We start from the raw sequence: 19,149 nt of genomic DNA, 5'->3' as shown, positions 1-19,149 counted from the left end.
TGAAATCTTTGGCAACCGGTTTTAAAAGGCTTCCATTACCTCTTCAATGGGCTTTGCACCTTCAAAAAAGGAGAGTAACCGCAGCAAAATTGCCTCAACGACTGCATCCGGACAGGACGCGCCACAGGTGAGCATTATGCGTGCAGGCTGGTGCGCGGGAAGGTAATTTTCAGTAACAATCTCCTCTTTCAAATGCAGGTCGAAATGCCGGATCAGCTGCTTGTCCAGCAGCTTGTTTACCGATTCTATAAAGTAGGTTGGCAGCTTTTGTTCACACAGCTCAACCAGATGTGAAGTATTGGAACTGTTATAGCCTCCGGCTACAATCACCAGGTCTGCGTTCTGCGTCAGCAATGCATAGGTGGCATCCTGGTTATCATTGGTAGCATAGCAAAGTGTATCGCGGGTATTTGCAAAATGCGCTTCCACCTGCTGAGGAAGCAGGTTGTAATGCCGGATCATCACATTTTTTAAGAAATCGGAAATACCCTGCGTGTCGGAAGCGAGCATGGTGGTTTGATTAACCACACCAATGCGCTGCAAATCTTTTTCAGGATTAAAACCTTCCGAGTACTGCCCGTGAAAGTCGGTAAAGAACCCGGCTGCCATTCTTTTGCCCGTCATATATTCAGCCAGGAGCTCGGCCTGGGCCATATTCTCGACGATAACCGTGGGCGCATTTTCTTTACTGTGTGAAAATGTGGCGCGGGTCTCTTCGTGCTTGGGCTTCCCGTGTACCACAATCGTGTAATCCTTCTCACCGATCTGCGCCGCCCGATTCCAGACTTTTTCAACAAACGGGCAAGTCGTATCGTAAACGTAGGAGTTGATGCCCAGCTGTGCCAGCTTTTGCTGATTTTCAACCGTAGTACCAAACGCGGGAACAATCACGATATCCTCGGTAGTAAGCTCTTCCCATGGAATCAGCTGATTTCCTTTGGTATCCATAATGAACTTCACGCCGCGGTCTGTCAGGTCCCGGTTTACATCCGGATTATGGATCATTTCGCTCAGCAGAAAAATCCGCTTGCCAGGATTTTCGGCGATTGCTTTATAGGCAATGTCAATTGCATTCTCTACTCCGTAACAAAACCCGAAGTGACGCGCAATCAGGAATTGTACCGGCCCGAAATCAAGCAGCGTGGGCGAATAGTCGCGTTTCAGCTTGTCATTTTTACGGCGGAGTTCCTTGATCGGAGTGATAATCCGGCTCCGGTAAAAATCCGGGATATTGAACGTTTTCATTTACGAATTCGGTAGATTGCAGCTAACAGCCAAAGATACTATACTAAACTTCCTGAAGAACAATCTGCTGTTTATCATTGTTCAAATCTGTTTTTTTTGAAAAAATTATAATGCACGGTGCAACATGCCAGGTGCATTGCTGTCTTTGTTACAGAACGTTCAAAAATTAAACCTTCTGCTTGAAAACACAAATATACCCAGACCGGCATGTCGAACTGGTGGAGCGGTGTAAACTCGGTGAGCGAAAAGCGCAGTACGAGTTATACAAATCGTATTCAAAAGCCATGTTCAACATCTGTATGCGGATACTGAACCATATGGGGGAAGCAGAAGATGCTTTGCAGGAAGCTTTTGTGGACGCATTTACAAATCTGCATCAGTTCCGGCAGCAGTCTACATTCGGTGCCTGGCTCAAACAGATCGTTGTCAACAAGGCGATCAACCACATGCGCAGCAGAAAGGTGAAGTGGGTGGAGATTGAGGAGTACCAGGAGACAATGGAAAGCAGTGAAGATGCGCTGGGCTTTGATGAGCATGAAACGCTGCTGGAAGTGGAGCGGGTGAGAAGTATGGTTCAAAAATTGCCTGACGGTTACCGTGTCGTGCTCAGCCTTTATCTGTTCGAGGGTTATGATCACGAGGAAATCGGCGAGGTACTGGGTATCAGCGAAACAACGTCGCGAACACAATATATGCGTGCAAAAAGGAAGCTGACCGAAATGCTGGTCAGATAGCATTAACAATATTTAACAAGGTATTTACTTAAAAAATACGGATTTGAAAAAATTATTTACCCATGACACGTTAATGAATCTATGAAAAATTCTTCAGATAAAAAGGATCGATTGGAGCGGTTTGTGAGAGATAACAGGGATGGATTTGATACTTTCTTACCGCAGGATTCTTTGTGGAGCCAAATTGAGAGCCAACTTCATCACGAGATTCCGATAGTTCCGGAAAAATCCAAAAAAAAACTTAGGCGATTAAGCAGTCCCTACTTCGACTGGCGCATTGCGGCCGGCGTTTTCCTTGCACTCGGGATAGGGTTCCTGGTTTACCTCAATAACGAATACGGCCTCGCCCGCGACCCGCGTGTGGCATTGAAAGTACCTACTTACGCCCGGGAGCTCAATCAGTACAATGTTGCAATAGATCAGAAAAGGGAGGAGATTATCAAGCTGGCCAAGGACAATCCTGAATTGTACAAGGATTTTGCTTCTGATCTGGAAAGCCTGGAAGTAAGTTACAAGAACTTGCGTTCCAACCTGGCAAATGCCCCTAACCAGGAGGCGCTGCTGGAAGCAATGGTCCAGAATCTCCAATGGCAGGTAGATCTGCTCAACCAACAATTAGATATTTTGCAACGCATTAATCAGGTCAAAAATGACAACGAAAAAGAAAATAACAGCGCTCCTGTTATTTAATATAGCACTGATTTTACCCAACCTGCTCATGGCAGGGCCAGGTATTCCCGAGCAGAACGGGCTCATCGAAAAGCGAAGGAATATCACCAAAGTATTCGATGTAAAAAGCAGTGATATGCTGCTTGTTGAAAACAAATTCGGTCAGGTTAAAGTCAACCTCTGGGCAAAGGACGAGATCAAGGTGGAAATCATTGTAACAGCGAATGCATCTTCCGATGGCCGGGCTTCCGAATATTTAAGCGCAGTCAACATTGACGAAAGAAGACTGAAAAACCAGATCAGCCTCGTTACCCGCATTGATAGGAGCCAATTTGGAAATAATGGGTGGAACAATCGTAAAGGTGAAAAAAACTACATCCGTATCGACTACACCGTTTACATGCCAAAACAGAATGCATTGATCGTGAAAAATGAATTTGGCGACACAGATATCCCCTCATTTTACGCGCCGCTGACGATAGATTCCAGATACGGAAACTTCGTCGCCAATCATCTGGAAAATACTGATAACATCATTGACGTGCGCTACGGCAGTGCCACAATCGGGAAAATGGATGGTGGCAAACTAGAATTCGAGTACTCCAAGCTGAGCCTCGATCAGGCTAAAAGGATATTGCTGATCAATAAATCGGGCGAGTTGAATATCCGTGATGTGATCAACCTGGACGCAGATATCGACTACTCAGGTGCTAAGATTGGTACGATCCGCGGTACCGGGAAAATCAAGCTGAATTACTCGGGCAACTTCAAAATAGACGAGCTGACCAACTCGGCCCAGAATGTAGATATCCAGGCAGCCTACTCTTCCATTGTACTGCCAGCAGAGGCTAACCAGTTCAATGTGACTGTTTCGTACGGGAATTTCACTTACCCGACCAACAATGTAAACTTTTCAGTCCAGCCTGCTAAGGACCATAAATCCTATACATTGAAGCAGTATCAGGGGAAAATCGGCACCGGATCTGGTACCAAGATCACAGTTAATTCACGCTACGGCGACGTGAGGCTGAAAGAGTAAACCCTGTTATTCTTCCAGAATTACATTGTAGTTGAAATCCAGGGGATCTAAAGCATTGTAAAGCTTCTGGATAAACTCCGGATCATTAATGTAGAAACTCAGCAGATTATCATACCGTTCCTGGGCGATTCCGTTCGGGAACAGTTTGTTTTTGAGCGTCAGCAATTGCTCAATTTCCGACTCGTGGTTACGCTCTTCCGCTCTAACAATGCGTTTTTCGAGTTGCTTTAGCGAATTCAGTAATCGCGTTTGCTCTGCTTTCACAGCGCCCAGCATCGTTTGGTCCACGGCAACCGCTTTTGAAAGAATAGCATCAAAAACCTTGTTGAATTCTTCCTTTTCCGCATTCAGATCGAGGACGCGCTCACTGTTCCTTTCGATGAATGTCTTCCGCAGCGCCACTTCGTCAAGAAAAAGATCTTTGTAGCTGATTTTCAGCTTGCGAGCCTTCTTGCTTTGGTAACCGTTGATATATAATGCAAAATTCCTCGGCATCAGCGCAGGAAAAGGTACATTGAAATGATCAAATACACCTTTCAGCTGCATCCAGTAAGGCACCTCTGACGGTCCGCCTATATACGCAAGATTCGGGAGGATGATTTCTTCGTAAAGCGGTCTTAATATGACATTCGGACTGAAAAGTTCAGGCCTGTTTTCGGCCAGTTCAAGTATCTCTTCTTCGGAAAAAGACAAGTCGGTGTTCAGCACCTTGAAAGTTTCACCTTCCTTTACAATGCGTTCCCGAAGATGATTGTCCAGATAGAATAAGTTGATTTCCCGCGCATTCAGCGGCGTATGATAGCCCAGTGCATTGAGCTCTGAAGTGGTTTGCGAAACGAGTTTCTCGCAAATGGAAGTAGTTAATTCCTCTTTTACGACCGGCAGAAAACCGCGTTTCAGATCTGCGTGGTCGGCGTCGATACTGATCAGGCCATATTGCCCGAATAGCTCGTGCATATAACATCGGACCGCATCGGCCAGCGTGTTGTTTTCAAGGTATGCTTTGGCAAAAAGCAGCGGCTTGTCCGGAAGTTGCTTCAATATCACTTCCAGCTCTTTCGGGTTTAGCCGGCCCACTGCGCCTTTGTGTTCGCCCGTCCATTTATGCGTTTGTCCAAACAAATGAAACGAAGCGATTTCCTCAAAATCATGATCCTCCGTCGCCATCCAGTAAACCGGAACAAAGTTATACTCCGGATAAGCCTCCTTGAGCGCACGCGCAAGCTTGATCGCCGTGATGATCTTGTAAATAATATATAGCGGGCCAGTGAAGATGTTCAGCTGGTGACCTGTTGTTACGGTAAACGTCTTCTCGTCAAGCAGCAGCGAGAAATCAGGATAGTGAGGTAAGCCTCTGTACTGCGTTTCAAGCACGTCCACCAACGTTTTACGCTTGGCAGCATCGAAGCTGCTCTTCTTTGCTATTACTTCCTGAAAATTTTCAAGCGAAGGAAAAGAGCTGTAAAATGCCTCCAAAGAAGGTTTTTGGTCCAGATAATCCAGTAAAAGCGCAGGAAATTGCCCTGTTGTACGCAGATCCACAGTGTGCAGAGTCATGAAAGGTGGCTTTTCAGTAGCTTGAAGAGAATCCAACGTGTTTTACTTTTTGTTCGTCTGTAACCAATCTTTTAACGACAAAATCGCGGAAATTGGTTTCCCAAAGTTGCGCAATTTGAGGAAGAATAAAAAACCTGAGCCTGGGTTATAAAAAGGCCGGACCTTGTGCAGATCCGGCTTCATTTCAAGCGCATTTTTTGAATGGATTGCACCCAAGCTTAATGGGCTATCTGCTTAAAAAACATAGGCATTCTTTGAGATGAGCTCGTCTGCAATCCGCCTGCGTGCATTCTTAAGATTAGATGGTTCTATTTTCGTAAACCGTTTCAATCCCATTAACATGACGCTCAGCTCATCACTTTCAGCAAAGCTCGTAATGGCCGACTTTCCTGCGCTGTTCACTTTTTCAACCGCCCGGTTTAGGTAGATCGCAGCGATATCCCGCTGCAATGCATTCGCTTCTTCACCCAGCAGCTCAATGCTTTTTTCAACACGTAACAATACCGACTCGGCTACATATATCTCAATCACCATATCGGCCAGGTTCATGATAATCTCCTGCTCTTCCGACAATTTCATCATAAACTTCTGCACGGCCGCTCCCGAAACCATCAGCACTGCCTTTTTGAGGTTTTTCAAAACCTTTTTCTCTTTCGCAAAAAGTGTTTCTTCCTCTTCTGCGCCAAAGTCAGGAATGGACATTATTTCCTTTCCAACCGCCGCTGCCGGACCCATTAAATCGAGCTGGCCTTTCATTGCGCGTTTTAGTAACATATCCACAACCAGCAGCCGATTGATCTCATTTGTGCCTTCAAAGATCCGGTTGATCCGGCTATCGCGGTAAGCGCGGTCCATCGGCGCATCTGCCGAAAAGCCCATTCCGCCGTAAATCTGCACACCCTCATCTACCACAAAATCAAGTACTTCGGAACCATGTACCTTCATGATTGCACATTCGATCGCAAACTCTTCCAGCGCTTTCAGCTTTGCTTCCGAATCGGCCATTCCTTTCGCCTGAAATGCCTCGATCAGATCATCAATATGCTGACCAACCCGGTACGAAGCAGACTCGGTCGCATACATACTGACCGCCATTTCTGCCAGCTTATGCTTGATCGCGCCGAATTGGGCGATTGAAGTCCCAAATTGCTTCCTTTCGTTGGCATAATTAATAGCCTGCTCAGCCACTCTTTTCGCCCCGCCCAAGGCAGCGGCTGCAAGTTTAATGCGACCAATATTCAGGATGTTAACAGCGATCTTGAAGCCGTTTCCACGCTCGGAAAGCATGTTTTCGACTGGTACCAGACAATCGTTGAAAAATATCTGCCGGGTATCAGATCCTTTTATCCCCATTTTATGCTCGGGCTCATTCATCGTAATACCCTCAGTCGAGCTTTCGATGATAAATGCTGTCAGGTTCTTATCTGTCTGCCCGTTTTCTTCTATTTTGGCAAAAACAATGAAAACGTCCGCAAAACCGCCATTTGTTATCCACATTTTCTGACCGTTGATCGCATAATGTGTTCCGTCAGAAGTCAGTTTTGCTTTGGTTTTGGCAGAATTTGCATCTGAGCCAGAGTCCGGCTCGGTTAGGCAGTAGGCCGCTTTCCATTCACCGGTCGCCAGCTTTGGTAAATATTTCAGCTTCTGCTCTTCATTTCCATAGTACAGGATCGGAAGGGTACCTATTCCGGTATGTGCCGAAAGGGCGACCGAAAAGGAGTTTCCGGCGCCAGTTGCTTCGGCCACGAGCATGGAAGTATTGAAGTTCATTCCAAAACCGCCATATTCTTCGGGAACAACCGTACCCAGCAAGCCCAGCTCGCCTGCTTTATCCATCAGCCCCGATATCAGGTCCGGACTTTTCGCGTGATCTATTTCGTCAAGTTTCGGCCACACTTCCTTCGCAAGAAAGTCGCGACAGGTATCAGCGATCATGCGCTGTTCTTCTGTAAATTCCTCAGGAATAAAAATTTGAGAGGCCTGGGTTTCCTTTATTAAAAATTCGCCTCCCCTGATAGATGTTTTATTCGCTTCTGCAACGGCCATATCCGATAGTAATTATAGAACGATGTGAAACAAAGGTATGCTTGCATACTATTGACTATTTCAAATATAAACCATAATCAAGTTATGCGCGCATACTATCCTGAAATTTTGCGTAAAGCTTGTGTGAATTGGAGTTGTCAGCTATTGTTTGAAAATCCTGAACTGCTTTAATAGCTCGCCATTGTCAAGAATCCGCACAAAATAAATACCCGATGGCAGACCTACATCAGAAAGATCAATGTAAGCAAGGTTGTCGGCTATGCTCACGAGGTCGGGCGGCAGCGGAATGCGTTTTCCTCCTACCGTAACAATCTCGTACTGCATTCCCTCAGTTACCTGATTTTCGGGCAGTTTGATATTGATGATGTTTTCAGTCGGGTTCGGGTAAAAGGCCCATTCAGCTATATTCTTGGTGATATTGACCGAGTCGCCTGCCGATATACTGAACTGAATGGACTGTGTAACAATGGCAGAATCCTTGTTAGCGGCTGTGACCGTAAGCGTATATCTGCCCACATAAGGTGCAAAACCCTGCGCACTCTCGTACAAAGCATAAGGAAATACGGCAGTTGTTGAAGTCCGTTTATAAGGCCCGTCGAGCTGGAACGTTACCCGGTCGTATTCGAAGTTACCATATGCATAAATGTTCAGCAGCGGGGGCAGCGATTCGTATGCTAACACATCGTCGCCAGCCAGCTTCCGGATCACACTCTGCTCCACCTTACTTCCTCCTTTTACAAGCTCAAAACGCAGCTCGGGAGTCTGAACTTTCAGGATCAGCGGGATTTCCACATACGCTCCTCCATTGTCATACGCTCTCACGATCAACCTGTATTCCCCCTCTTCGGTAGGTGTTCCGGAAAATACATTCAATGCAAAACTGAGCCACGAAGGTCTGTTCTGGATGGATATGGAAGATATATAACCATCGGGATCGCCGAAAATGTTGGTAGGCAGAATGTAGTTAAAAGGCATATTAACCTGCGCGTACTTTACAGGCAATGTGCTGCTGGCAAATGGCGGTGCATTCAGGAACTGTGGCTCCACGACTTTGATCGTAAAGTAAGTTTCGACAAATGCATTCAGATCATCATACGCTTTGAAGATGATCCGGTACTCACCCAAAACGGTGGGTGTTCCGCTCAAAACCCCATTTGAAAATTTCAGCCAGGAAGGCAGCTCACTCGCTTCAATTCTTGTAATTTCTCCGTCTCTGTCTTCAAATGTATTTTGAGGAATAGTGAAGGTAAATGCCTTGTTAACAGCAACCATCTGGTTTGAAAAATTAGCATCTACGGTCGGTGGCTTGTTGGCATTTTCCCTGGTATCGACGCGGATTGTAAAAAACGCGACTGTGGAACCGCCTTCGTCGTCAGTACCCGTTACCGTAATCCGGTAATCGCCCAGCTCCGTCGGCCGCCCAGAAAGCTGCCCGTTCTGGAACCGCAGCCAGGGTGGCAGGTTACTTACTTCAACCTTCACGATAGTACCGTCCACATCTGAAAACGTATCGATCGGCAGCTTATATGCAAAATCCCGGTTCACCGGTATGATCTGCATGGGGACCGGCCTGAAAACGTAGGGCATATAGTTGGACGCATCCTTCCAGTATTCCGGCGAGAGGAGATCTTCTTCCAGCTTTACAGCCACGGGCTTAGGGTTACCTGCATTGGCATAGGCGCGTTTGGCCCATTCATCAAAAATAACGGCTATTGCCCCTTTTTTCTCTACCGCAGCTGACAAACGGTAACTTACACTTTCAGAGTAGTTGATAGCGGCCATCGGCTGGCTCAGCCATTTGGATGCAGCCGGACGTAAAAACGGCTCAGATCGGCTCATCTGCTCCGTCGTCGAAACAACAACTGCTACTACATTCGCGCCGTGCGCATAGTTTTCGTCGATTTGTTTTAAATGCGCACTGTTATCAAGATAGGAGCTTACAAACAGCTCATTAGCTATGATGTAATGTGCCGGCATATTGCTTTTTACGACATCCACTGACCATCTGTGGTCAAAAATGGGGCTATCGTTAATTTTGATTCCATCTGCTTTTTCATTCAGGTCCTTAAAGCCCAGTGTGCCGCGCAAAACAGAAGCCGCATCGAAGACAGACCCGTAATCAGAGATGAACTTGATCGCCGGGTCAACTGATTTAATGGCTGCAATCATTTGCTCGAAGTACTTTTTCATTACCTCATGCCGGTAAATGTACCAGTCTTTCCCTGCCCGCTGACGGAAAGATTCCTCAGGCGCCCAGGCGGTCACCGGCGGATAAGGATCTTCAAAAGTCTTGTAGCTCATTCCCCAGAGGAAGTTCAGCCGCTCGATTTTGGTATAATGGGCTTTCAGCCACGCGCGGAAGCCGCTCACCATGGTTTTGGAATAATCATAAACGGCCGTATTCTCTTTTCCGCTCACAATCAGTCCGCCGGGATATTCGCCTTCCTGTGTGGGTGTATTGGTGACGGAAACATACAGAAGCTTATTCTCCGTTTGCAGGTACTTGTATCGGGCTACTGTTTCCTTCACAAAAGCAAGTCCCTTGTTAACAATAGCCTGGTTATCAAAACCGTAAAAGGTATCAAGATAGCCGCCCAGCAAAGGCTGCTCGGAGTGACTGAACTGGCTGTCGGAAGGTTCCCAAAAACCCTTGATGCGAGTGCTGTGGCGGCCAAGGTGGATACGGAGCGCCACTTTCATGCCCAGGTCCGTCGCTATTTTGATCTGCTCGTCGTACTTCGCCCATTTCGGGGTTTCTGTTGGAGAGCTGTAATAAACCTTGTCCCAGGGAATGGTAATATAAACGGCATTTAAGCCAAATTGCTGTGCAGAACGGATCAGGTCGGGCTCAGGGCCACGGTTTTCTGCGTCTGTAAGATTCAGCAACATCAATGCAAGGTAACGTTGCGGATCCGCCTCTGCAGTTTTTTGAGCAGGCTGCGCTGAAAGTGGGTGCAGGAAAAAAGTCAGGCAGAGCGCCAGGGAAAAAAGCTTATTGAAGAATTGAATTGCGTGCGCAGAATTGAACATGCTAAAAGTTTTTGTCAATTAATTTGATCCACTCATTGTATCCGTTTTCCACATTGAATTGACCTGCCCTTTCAATGCTCCTGGAACTGTCAGTTACGACCTCCCCATTCATTATTTTTCGCATTGCTTCAACCATCTGGCTTACACTCAGATCATTGGTTACCACACCCATACCATCCTGAACGAATTCGGACACACCTCCCGAAGGAAAAGAAACGATAGGTTTACCAAGCAACGCGGCTTCAATCATCACCAGCGGAAAAGGGTCCTGACGAGATGTTAGGAGAAAGCCATTTCCCGTGTTAAGGTAATTATAATAATCTTCTTTTTGTTTACCGACCAGGTGAATTCTAGTTGCCGATCTTGAATTCCTGCATCTTTGTTCGGTATAATATACCATTCCATCGTCGATTTTGGCGCCAACCCAGATCAGGTGGACGCGCGCATCGTTGAGTTGGTCGGCAATGTCGGGCAGTAAATCAAAGCCTTTGCGCTCCGACGTCATTCCCGATAATACCCACACAAAGTCAGTCTCCGGGATCCCCAGCTTTTTCCTCAGCTCAGCAGAACGTTCCGCATTGCTCTTGACCAGATTACTGTCTATAAATGAATAAAGCAGCCCGATATTCTTACCACCAGAATCGACCAATGCATTGCTGGTAGCTTGTGAGCAGCCGATCAGCAGGTCTGAATAGTCGATAATGCTCTTAAAATCCGGTCCGCTCAAATAAGAATAGGTCAGCGGCATTTCATGAAAATGCGTCACCAGCTTGATTGAAAACTCTTTGGCGATCAGCACGGTTTCGGGAATCATCGTCGTATTCACATACCAGAAATCGGCCTTGAAATCGGTAGCCAGCTTTCGTAAATGCCGGTGAATAGGATTGGCGCCCAGGTGAAACGAGATTTTTTGAAGTATGTTAAACTTCCGGGGAGCAATGAACCTTGGAATATCCTCCGGAAAATCGTTCAGCAGCTCGCCGTCCGCGAAACTGACTATTCCGATATCAAACCGGGAACGATCGATTTTTTTCAGGATGTATAACAGCATCATTTCTGATCCTGTTCGTGTTGCATAGGGTGTGAAAAAGAGGATTCGTTTCTTTGTGCTGTTCATGAAGAGGCGGTTAAGAGGTCGATATTCTCGTAAGGCTTTATCTTATACGACCCTTTTTTCAAGAATAAGGTTGCCCAGAAATACTTTAAAAGCACAGCTGTTTTTCTGACATAAATGCGCTGGGTCCGTAATTCAGTCAAAGGATTTCGTCTGCTTTTGATGTTAAATGCAATTTTCCATCCAAATACCACCGGTACCATCAACAGGTAATGCAGGATCAGCAGCACGTATTGAAAAGCGCCGTATTGCTTTCGTACCCAAAGCAGATTAGACACCTGCATTTGCGTACTGAACCGGTTTATCCACGAAATATTGGTCCTCCGGAAAGGGTTGTTGTTTTCGAGGTGGATGAAAATGCAATCTTTGAAATAGCACAGCTTGCCCAGCTTACTTAGCCGCCCCGACCATTCCACATCTTCGCCGTACATGAAAAAATCGTCACTAAACCCGCCTGTTTTCTCAAAACCTTCCCTCCGCAAAAAAATGAATGCGCCTACAAGCCAGTCGTATTGGTCCGGGTCCTGGTACTCGGGCTCCGGATAAAGTTTGTTGATCGCCCGCTCGATAAAGCCGGCTGGCGGCACAATGAAAAAGGTTTTACGAAACTCGTTGAAGCTCTTGTAAAAAGGCATCGGAGTACCGTCGGGATAATATTGCAAAGCGCCGCAGGCGATAATGTCCTGGCGCTCGTTCATTCTTTGAAAACACCGGCCGATCACATTGTCGGTCACCAGTGTATCTGCATTCAGTAGGAGAAAATATTTGCCGTTTGCAATGGACATTCCTTTATTATTGGCGATCCCGAAGCCGGGATTCGAAGGTAAGTCGATCCAGCGAACCTCAGGAAATGTATCACGAACCAACGCCCCGCCTCCGTTTTCCGGATCATTATCAACAATGATGATCTCAAATGTAACCCCGGAAGTAAATTGATAAATTGACTTTAAACAATTGATTATGAGTTGAGGTGTGCGGTAATTTATAATGATGATGGATACATCCATGAAACGATCTGCAAGTTGGATTGGGCAAAAATAAAGAATCTCCGTGGAACATACCCAAGCTGTTCACGGAGATCCCTAAATAAGTAGCATTAGTTATTTGCCGGATTAATTGAGCCTTTCGAAGATCCCGGCTACTCCCTGGCCCCCACCTACACAGGCGGTTACCATTCCATATTTCTGGTTGCGGCGTTCCATTTCATTAAAAAGCTGCACCGATAAGCGTGCGCCTGTTGAACCCAAAGCGTGCCCCAGCGCGATCGCTCCACCATTTGGATTTACGATCTCAGGGTTAATATCCAGCTCCTGGATTACCGCCAGCGACTGCGCGGCAAATGCTTCGTTCAGCTCGATCTGTTCGATATCCTGCAATTTCAAACCTGCCTGTTTCAATGCATTCGGAATAGCTGCTACCGGCCCGATTCCCATAATCCGGGGATCCACGCCAGCTGTCGCGTAGGATAGCATTCTCGCAATCGGTTTGAGGTTCAACCTTTTGACCATATTCTCCGACATTACCATTACGAATGCAGCCCCGTCGGAGGTTTGGGAAGAGTTACCCGCAGTCACGGAGCCGCCTGCTGCGAAGACGGGTTTCAATTTATTCAAAGCTTCCAGCGTGGTATCCGGCCGCGGACCTTCGTCCTGACTGATCACTGTTTCCCGCGTTTTTTTCTTGCCGGAAGCCGCATCAAAGTAGGTTTCCTTAACCGTCACAGGCACAATCCCGTTGGCAAACCAGCCTTCTTTCTGTGCCCGTAAAGCTTTCTGATGCGACTGAAACGAAAATTCATCCTGTCTTTCACGACTGATTTTAAAGTCGCTAGCCACCTGTTCGGCTGTTAACCCCATGCTCAGGTAATAGCTCGGATTGGTATGTGCAATTTCGTAGTTCAATGCAGTTTTCCAGCCCATTGTCGGCACCATCGACATCGACTCTGTTCCTCCCGCAATAATGCATTCAGCCATTCCGGCGTGTATCTTGGCAGATGCCATCGCAATCGCTTCCACCCCGGAACCGCAATACCGGTTGATGGTGATACCGGAAACATTTTCCGGCAATGCAAGCAGCGCCACATAGCGGCCCATTTGCATTCCCTGCTCCGCCTCCGGCACTGCATTTCCCACAATCACATCGTCTACCTGCGTCGGTTCGAGTTGCGGTACTTTTTCGAGCAGATGCTTGATTACTGCCGCGCCCAGGTCATCGGGGCGGGTAAAACGGAATCCGCCTTTTGAAGCTTTACCAACTGCACTGCGGTATCCTGCAACAATATATGCGTCCATATTGAAATTCTTAGTTCGATGAAAATGAATAATAGTATGCTGGCATACCATTGTAAAAATAGGAATTATACCTAAAACAACAAACCGCTGGAGTTTGTTTTCCGGCGGTTTGCAAATACCTAGTCTGTACTGATGGATTGTTAAAATTGTGGCGGGAAATCAGTTCCCGTTAGTGGCTTTGGCAGCTTGGCTATATCCGGCATTACGATCCATAAAATGATGTAGAACAAAATGACCGGGAAAGTAAATGGAATGAAAACCGCCAGTACAAAAATGAAACGGACAATCGTTACATCAATCTGAAAGTAGTCGGCGAGTCCGCATGCAACACCACCAAGCATTTTATTGGTTGTGTTACGGTATAATCTGTTATGGTTCATGGCTATGTCGTTTTATTTTGTTTTGATGTTTCAAAGGTACTGTGCATTACCCAGTAGCTTATTTCATTCTTGATAAACGGTGCTTTACAGGTAGAACGGGCTGGAATCCGGGATATAGGATTAGATCTCTATTAGGAAAACAAAAGATGTTGTACAACAGAATTGTCAATGAATTACCTTTGAGCCGGAAATGTTTGCGTGCTGACAATCTGACATTCGTTTTTCGGCAGGCTTAATTTTTTCGTTTTGAATGAACGTTATAAAAATATATAATCATGTTTAAAATATTCTCCAAGCTATTTGGCACGAAATCCGAACGGGATCTTAAGGAACTGACCCCGTATGTGGAGAAGGTAAATGCCGAATACGCCCTGTTGGCTTCTTTAACAAATGATGAGCTCAGGTTACAATCCGAAAACCTGAAACAGCATATATCCGATCAGCTCAAATCGATCGACGAGCAGATCGCCGGATTGAGACAGCAGGCAAGCGACGAGCCTAATGTAGATAGTAAAGAAGCGATCTTTAAGAGAATAGATGCGCTTGAACTTGACAGGAATAAAGAACTCGAAAAAGTACTCCTCGATATCCTTCCAAAAGCATTCGCGATTGTAAAGGAAACTGCGCGCCGGTTTAAGGAAAACGACAAGCTGGAAGTTACAGCCAACTTTTTCGACCGCGACGTAGCTGCCCGCAAATCGCACGTTTCCATTGAGGGCGACAAAGCATATTGGAATACAACATGGGACGTAATCGGCCAGCCTATCAAATGGAACATGTTGCATTATGATGTTCAGCTGATAGGTGGTGTGGTTTTGCACCAGGGTAAAATCGCTGAAATGGCGACGGGTGAAGGTAAAACTTTGGTTGCAACCCTCCCCGCGTTCCTGAATGCACTTGCAGGCCAGGGCGTACATATCGTAACTGTGAACGATTACCTGGCAAAGCGCGATGCAGAGTGGAATGCACCGCTTTTCGAATTCCACGGAATGCGTGTGGATTGCATTGACCGCCACCAGCCCAATACCGAAGCAAGAAGAAATGCTTATAAGGCCGACCTTACTTACGGTACCAACAACGAATTCGGCTTTGACTACCTACGTGACAATATGTCACGCACACCGGAAGAACTGGTTCAGCGCAAGCACCATTTCGCGATGGTCGATGAGGTTGACTCCGTTTTGATTGATGATGCACGTACGCCATTGATTATCAGCGGACCTGTTCCGCGCGGTGACGAGCAGGAATATCTGGAACTGAAACCACGTGTTTCGAGGATCGTTGAAGCCCAGAAAAGGCTGGCAATGGAATTCCTGAATGATGCTAAAAAGAAGATCGCGGCAGGCGACAAGAAAGAAGGCGGACTGGCACTTTTCCGTGCACATCGCGGTATGCCGAAATATAAACCACTTATCAAATACCTGAGTGAGTCGGGGATAAAAGCGTTAATGCAGGAATCGGAATCGATATACCTGGCTGAAAACCAGAAGCTGATGCCGGTAGCCGATGCGCCGCTTTACTTTACGATCGACGAGCGCCACAACAGCATTGAACTGACAGAAAAAGGGATCGACTTCCTGACAGGAGAATCGGAAGAAACCAATTTCTTCATCCTGCCTGATATTGCTGTTGATCTGGACAAAATCGAAAAAGATCCTTCCCTCAATGAGCAGGAGCGCATTATCCAGAAAGAAGCATTAATCCGCGATTATTCTGTAAAAACTGCCCGTATCCACACAGTAAACCAACTTTTGAAAGCATTCACGCTTTTTGAAAAGGACGTTGAATATGTGATCATCGACGGAAAAGTTAAAATTGTGGATGAGCAAACCGGTCGTATCATGGAAGGTCGTCGCTATTCTGACGGTTTGCACCAGGCGATTGAAGCAAAAGAAAGTGTACGCGTTGAAGATGCCACACAGACTTACGCGACCGTTACATTGCAGAACTACTTCCGGATGTACCACAAACTGGCTGGTATGACGGGTACTGCAGAAACGGAAGCTGGTGAATTCTGGGAAATCTACAAGCTGGATGTGGTATCAATACCAACCAACGTAACAGCTGTACGGAAAGACCAGGAAGATAAAGTTTACCGCTCAGTTCGTGAAAAATACAATGCGGTAACCGACGAGATCGTCGAGCTTGTGGAAGCGGGCCGGCCTGTGCTGGTAGGTACCACCTCAGTAGAAAATTCAGAGATTATCAGCCGGATGCTGACTTTACGTAAAATCCCTCACCAGGTTTTGAACGCAAAGCAACACCAGCGCGAGGCAGAAGTAGTAGCAGAGGCCGGAAAGCCGGGTACTGTTACCATTGCAACAAACATGGCCGGTCGCGGTACGGATATCAAGCTGACCCCGGAAGCTAAAAAGGCTGGTGGTTTGGCAATTATCGGTACGGAAAGACACGAAAGCCGCCGCGTCGACAGACAGCTGCGTGGCCGCTCCGGCCGCCAGGGTGACCCGGGTTCTTCTCAATTCTTCGTTTCCCTGGAAGATAACCTGATGCGTTTGTTCGGTTCTGACCGGATGGCGAAGGTAATGGACCGAATGGGCTTGGAAGAAGGCGAAGTGATCCAAAGCGGAATGATCACCAAATCGATCGAGCGTGCGCAGAAGAAAGTGGAAGAAAACAACTTCGGAATGCGTAAGAGATTGCTGGAATACGATGATGTAATGAACTATCAGCGTGATGCAATCTATACTCGTCGTCGCAATGCATTGTTCGGCGACCGTTTGGCGGTAGATATCGCAAACACATTGTTTGATGTATGCGATGAGCTGATCAGCACGGCAGGCACTTATGCAGAGCTTGAACTGGCTTCTATTACTACCCTGGGGATGGAATTACCATTCAGCGAAACCGAATTCAACAGTTTCAAACAGGCTGATCGTGCGCAGAAACTGTATGGTGCAGCTGAAAAGCAGTATCAGGACAAAAACAATGCAATCGCACAGAAAGCATTACCGGTATTGCAGTCGATCTATGCGGAAAGAGGCGCTACGGTTTCAGAAATAATGATTCCTTTCAGCGATGGACTTCGTCAGACGGGCGTTGTGGTTGGTTTGAAGAAATCTGTCGAGAACGAAGGAAAGGAAATTACCCGCGAAATGGAGAAAGCTATCGTGCTCTCATTGATCGACCAGGAATGGAAGGAGCATTTGCGGGAAATGGATGATTTGAAACAATCTGTACAGAATGCGGTTTTTGAACAGAAAGATCCTTTGCTGATTTACAAGTTTGAATCCGTTGAGCTTTTCAAACGCTTCCTGAGCAAGGTTAACTTCGATATGATTTCCTTCCTTATGAAGGCAGATATCCCGCAGGAAGAAGCGGTACCAGCAAGTGCAGTACAACAAACTGTACGCCGGCCGACGCCACCGCCTGCATTACATACCAATAAGGAAGAAGAGTTTGATGTGGACGTGGAAGATCCTAACAAATACGCCCATACCGAATCCACTACCAAGGCGCAGCCAGTGCGTGTGGAGCGTGTTGCGGACAGGAACCAGAAGGTATCTGTTCAATACCGGGACGGACGCATTCTTCGCGATGTGAAGTTTAAAAAAGTAGAACAGGAAGTGAAAAACGGCGATTGCGTTGTAATCGAATAACCTTTTTTATTCCTTGTGAAAATACCAGCCCTGCCTCTCGTTTCCGAAAGGCAGGGCTTTTTGCTGCCGTTAAATCAGGATTTATACGATATTTGCAGTTGTTGAAAGCATAAACGAAAACATTCCATTAGCATGAAACTCCATCGGGAAGGCTATACCATTATTTTAATTACAATTATTGTTCTGGTACTGATCAACTTAGGAATTAATTATCTTCTTCCTGATGGATACTGGATTCCAAGGCTGGTGTTGATCGGCAGTATATTCGTTTTCCTGCTGGTTGTTCAATTTTTTCGCGTCCCCAAAAGAAATGCCCATAAAAGCGATCGCCAGATCGTAGCGCCCTGCGATGGAAAAGTGGTGGTGATTGAAGAAGTAGTTGAAACTGAATACTTCAACGGACCAAGAAGACAGATCAGCATTTTCATGTCGCCTCTTAACGTGCATATCAACTGGAACCCGGTAAGCGGCATTATCCAGTATTTCAGGTACCACGCCGGACTTTACCTCGTTGCCTGGCACCCAAAATCAAGTACCGACAATGAGCGTACCACTGTGGTAATCAGGACCGTCGAAGGGATCGATGTGTTGTTCCGTCAGATAGCAGGCGCAGCAGCCCGCCGCATTCGCTGGTACATCAAGGAAGGCGATAAGGTAGAGCAAAGCACAGAAATGGGCTTTATCAAGTTCGGCTCCCGCGTAGACATATTTGTCCCTCTTGATGCGGAGATCAAAGTGAAGCTGCAGGATAAAACAGTAGGAAGCGTAACTGTGCTCGCTGAGTTAAAATAAGCGCCAGCTTAGTATTTGTTCAAAAAACTGAGGAACTGCTCCCGGGTAAACCACCGCCATAAACAGCATTCCGAAAATTGCCCCATATAAGTGCGCACTATGGTTTACATAGCTCATTCCCCTTTTTGACTCGTAAACAGAGTACCCAAGATATAGCAACCCGAATATAAAGCCTGGCATACAAATGAAGAAGTACAGGCAGATGCTCATCAAAGGCGCGTAAAGAATGGCAGCGAAAAGCACAGCCGATACCCCTCCGGAAGCGCCGAGCGAGTTATATTTAGAGTTGTTGCGGTGTTTCAGGAACGTTGGTATATCTGCTACAATAATGCCGACAATGTACAGGAACAGGTAGTACATCGTTCCGCTCGGCCCGAAAAGCATTGCAAAAAGCCTTTCAATTCCTTCTCCTACAAACCACAAACTGAGCATGTTGAAGATCAGGTGACCAAAGTCTGCATGTACAAAACCGGAGGTGATAAAGCGATAATATTCATTCCGCTGCCGAACGCGGTAAGGATTGAATATCATCTTGTCCATTAAACTATAATTGTTCAGCGCGTAGTAGCTGATGCCCGAGGTAATAATTACAAGTATGAGGGTTATTGACATAATTCACTAATTTAATAAGC

General features: G+C 46.5%; 14 protein-coding genes. 5 read left to right on the top strand and 9 right to left on the bottom strand.

The window, feature by feature from the left end; genetic code table 11:
• Positions 1-21: 21 nt before the first annotated feature.
• Positions 22-1,245: a 4-hydroxy-3-methylbut-2-enyl diphosphate reductase gene (locus ASG33_RS22045; protein WP_056290835.1), complete on the bottom strand. Its 1,224-nt coding sequence runs from the start codon at positions 1,243-1,245 to the stop codon at positions 22-24.
• Between the two features lie 179 nt (positions 1,246-1,424).
• Here ASG33_RS22045 and ASG33_RS22040 point away from each other — a divergent pair, with 179 nt between their 5' ends.
• The 3 genes from ASG33_RS22040 to ASG33_RS22030 all read left to right on the top strand — a co-directional run bounded on the left by ASG33_RS22040 (position 1,425) and on the right by ASG33_RS22030 (position 3,687).
• On the top strand, positions 1,425-1,979 hold the full coding sequence (locus ASG33_RS22040; RefSeq protein ID WP_056290832.1) for an RNA polymerase sigma factor: 555 nt from the start codon (positions 1,425-1,427) through the stop codon (positions 1,977-1,979).
• Positions 1,980-2,060: 81 nt separating this feature from the next.
• A complete protein-coding gene (locus ASG33_RS22035) occupies positions 2,061-2,669 on the top strand; it encodes a hypothetical protein (protein WP_056290830.1) in 609 nt (202 codons plus the stop codon).
• The gene (locus ASG33_RS22030; RefSeq protein WP_229238807.1) at positions 2,629-3,687 is read left to right on the top strand and encodes a hypothetical protein; all 1,059 of its coding nucleotides are present in this window, start codon (positions 2,629-2,631) and stop codon (positions 3,685-3,687) included. The genes ASG33_RS22035 and ASG33_RS22030 overlap by 41 nt, the downstream gene beginning before the upstream one ends.
• A gap of 6 nt (positions 3,688-3,693) precedes the next feature.
• Here the strand turns inward: ASG33_RS22030 and bshC are convergent, their stop codons facing one another.
• The 7 genes from bshC to ASG33_RS21995 all read right to left on the bottom strand — a co-directional run bounded on the left by bshC (position 3,694) and on the right by ASG33_RS21995 (position 14,108).
• Positions 3,694-5,244: a bacillithiol biosynthesis cysteine-adding enzyme BshC gene (bshC, locus tag ASG33_RS22025; RefSeq protein ID WP_056290828.1), complete on the bottom strand. Its 1,551-nt coding sequence runs from the start codon at positions 5,242-5,244 to the stop codon at positions 3,694-3,696.
• 234 nt (positions 5,245-5,478) lie between these two features.
• Positions 5,479-7,293 carry an acyl-CoA dehydrogenase family protein gene (locus ASG33_RS22020; protein ID WP_056290825.1) on the bottom strand — a complete coding sequence of 605 codons (1,815 nt, stop codon included), beginning with the start codon at positions 7,291-7,293 and terminating at the stop codon, positions 5,479-5,481.
• Between the two features lie 141 nt (positions 7,294-7,434).
• Entirely contained in the window at positions 7,435-10,323 is a 2,889-nt protein-coding gene (locus tag ASG33_RS22015) for a putative Ig domain-containing protein (RefSeq protein WP_056290821.1), read from the bottom strand.
• A gap of 1 nt (position 10,324) precedes the next feature.
• The gene (locus tag ASG33_RS22010) at positions 10,325-11,440 is read right to left on the bottom strand and encodes a glycosyltransferase (RefSeq protein WP_056290816.1); all 1,116 of its coding nucleotides are present in this window, start codon (positions 11,438-11,440) and stop codon (positions 10,325-10,327) included.
• On the bottom strand, positions 11,437-12,444 hold the full coding sequence (locus tag ASG33_RS22005) for a glycosyltransferase family 2 protein (protein WP_056290813.1): 1,008 nt from the start codon (positions 12,442-12,444) through the stop codon (positions 11,437-11,439). The genes ASG33_RS22010 and ASG33_RS22005 overlap by 4 nt, the downstream gene beginning before the upstream one ends.
• A gap of 105 nt (positions 12,445-12,549) precedes the next feature.
• Positions 12,550-13,728: an acetyl-CoA C-acyltransferase gene (locus tag ASG33_RS22000; protein ID WP_056290809.1), complete on the bottom strand. Its 1,179-nt coding sequence runs from the start codon at positions 13,726-13,728 to the stop codon at positions 12,550-12,552.
• A 140-nt stretch (positions 13,729-13,868) separates the two neighbouring features.
• A complete protein-coding gene (locus ASG33_RS21995) occupies positions 13,869-14,108 on the bottom strand; it encodes a PspC domain-containing protein (RefSeq protein ID WP_056290806.1) in 240 nt (79 codons plus the stop codon).
• Between the two features lie 275 nt (positions 14,109-14,383).
• Between ASG33_RS21995 and secA the strand changes: the two genes are divergently transcribed.
• Both secA and ASG33_RS21985 read left to right on the top strand, forming a co-directional pair.
• Positions 14,384-17,725, top strand: coding sequence for a preprotein translocase subunit SecA (gene secA, locus ASG33_RS21990; protein ID WP_056290803.1), 3,342 nt, complete (start codon positions 14,384-14,386; stop codon positions 17,723-17,725).
• A 132-nt stretch (positions 17,726-17,857) separates the two neighbouring features.
• A complete protein-coding gene (locus ASG33_RS21985) occupies positions 17,858-18,517 on the top strand; it encodes a phosphatidylserine decarboxylase family protein (protein WP_056290800.1) in 660 nt (219 codons plus the stop codon).
• Here ASG33_RS21985 and ASG33_RS21980 read toward each other — a convergent pair.
• The gene (locus tag ASG33_RS21980) at positions 18,509-19,129 is read right to left on the bottom strand and encodes a rhomboid family intramembrane serine protease (protein ID WP_056290795.1); all 621 of its coding nucleotides are present in this window, start codon (positions 19,127-19,129) and stop codon (positions 18,509-18,511) included. The two genes, ASG33_RS21985 and ASG33_RS21980, sit on opposite strands and share 9 nt — an antisense overlap.
• Between the last annotated feature and the right edge of the window lie 20 nt (positions 19,130-19,149).

Origin of the sequence: Dyadobacter sp. Leaf189 (assembly GCF_001424405.1) — a bacterium.
GTDB lineage: Bacteria > Bacteroidota > Bacteroidia > Cytophagales > Spirosomataceae > Dyadobacter.
Note: the sequence above shows the minus strand (reverse complement) of the source record. Positions and strands in the feature narration are given on the sequence as shown.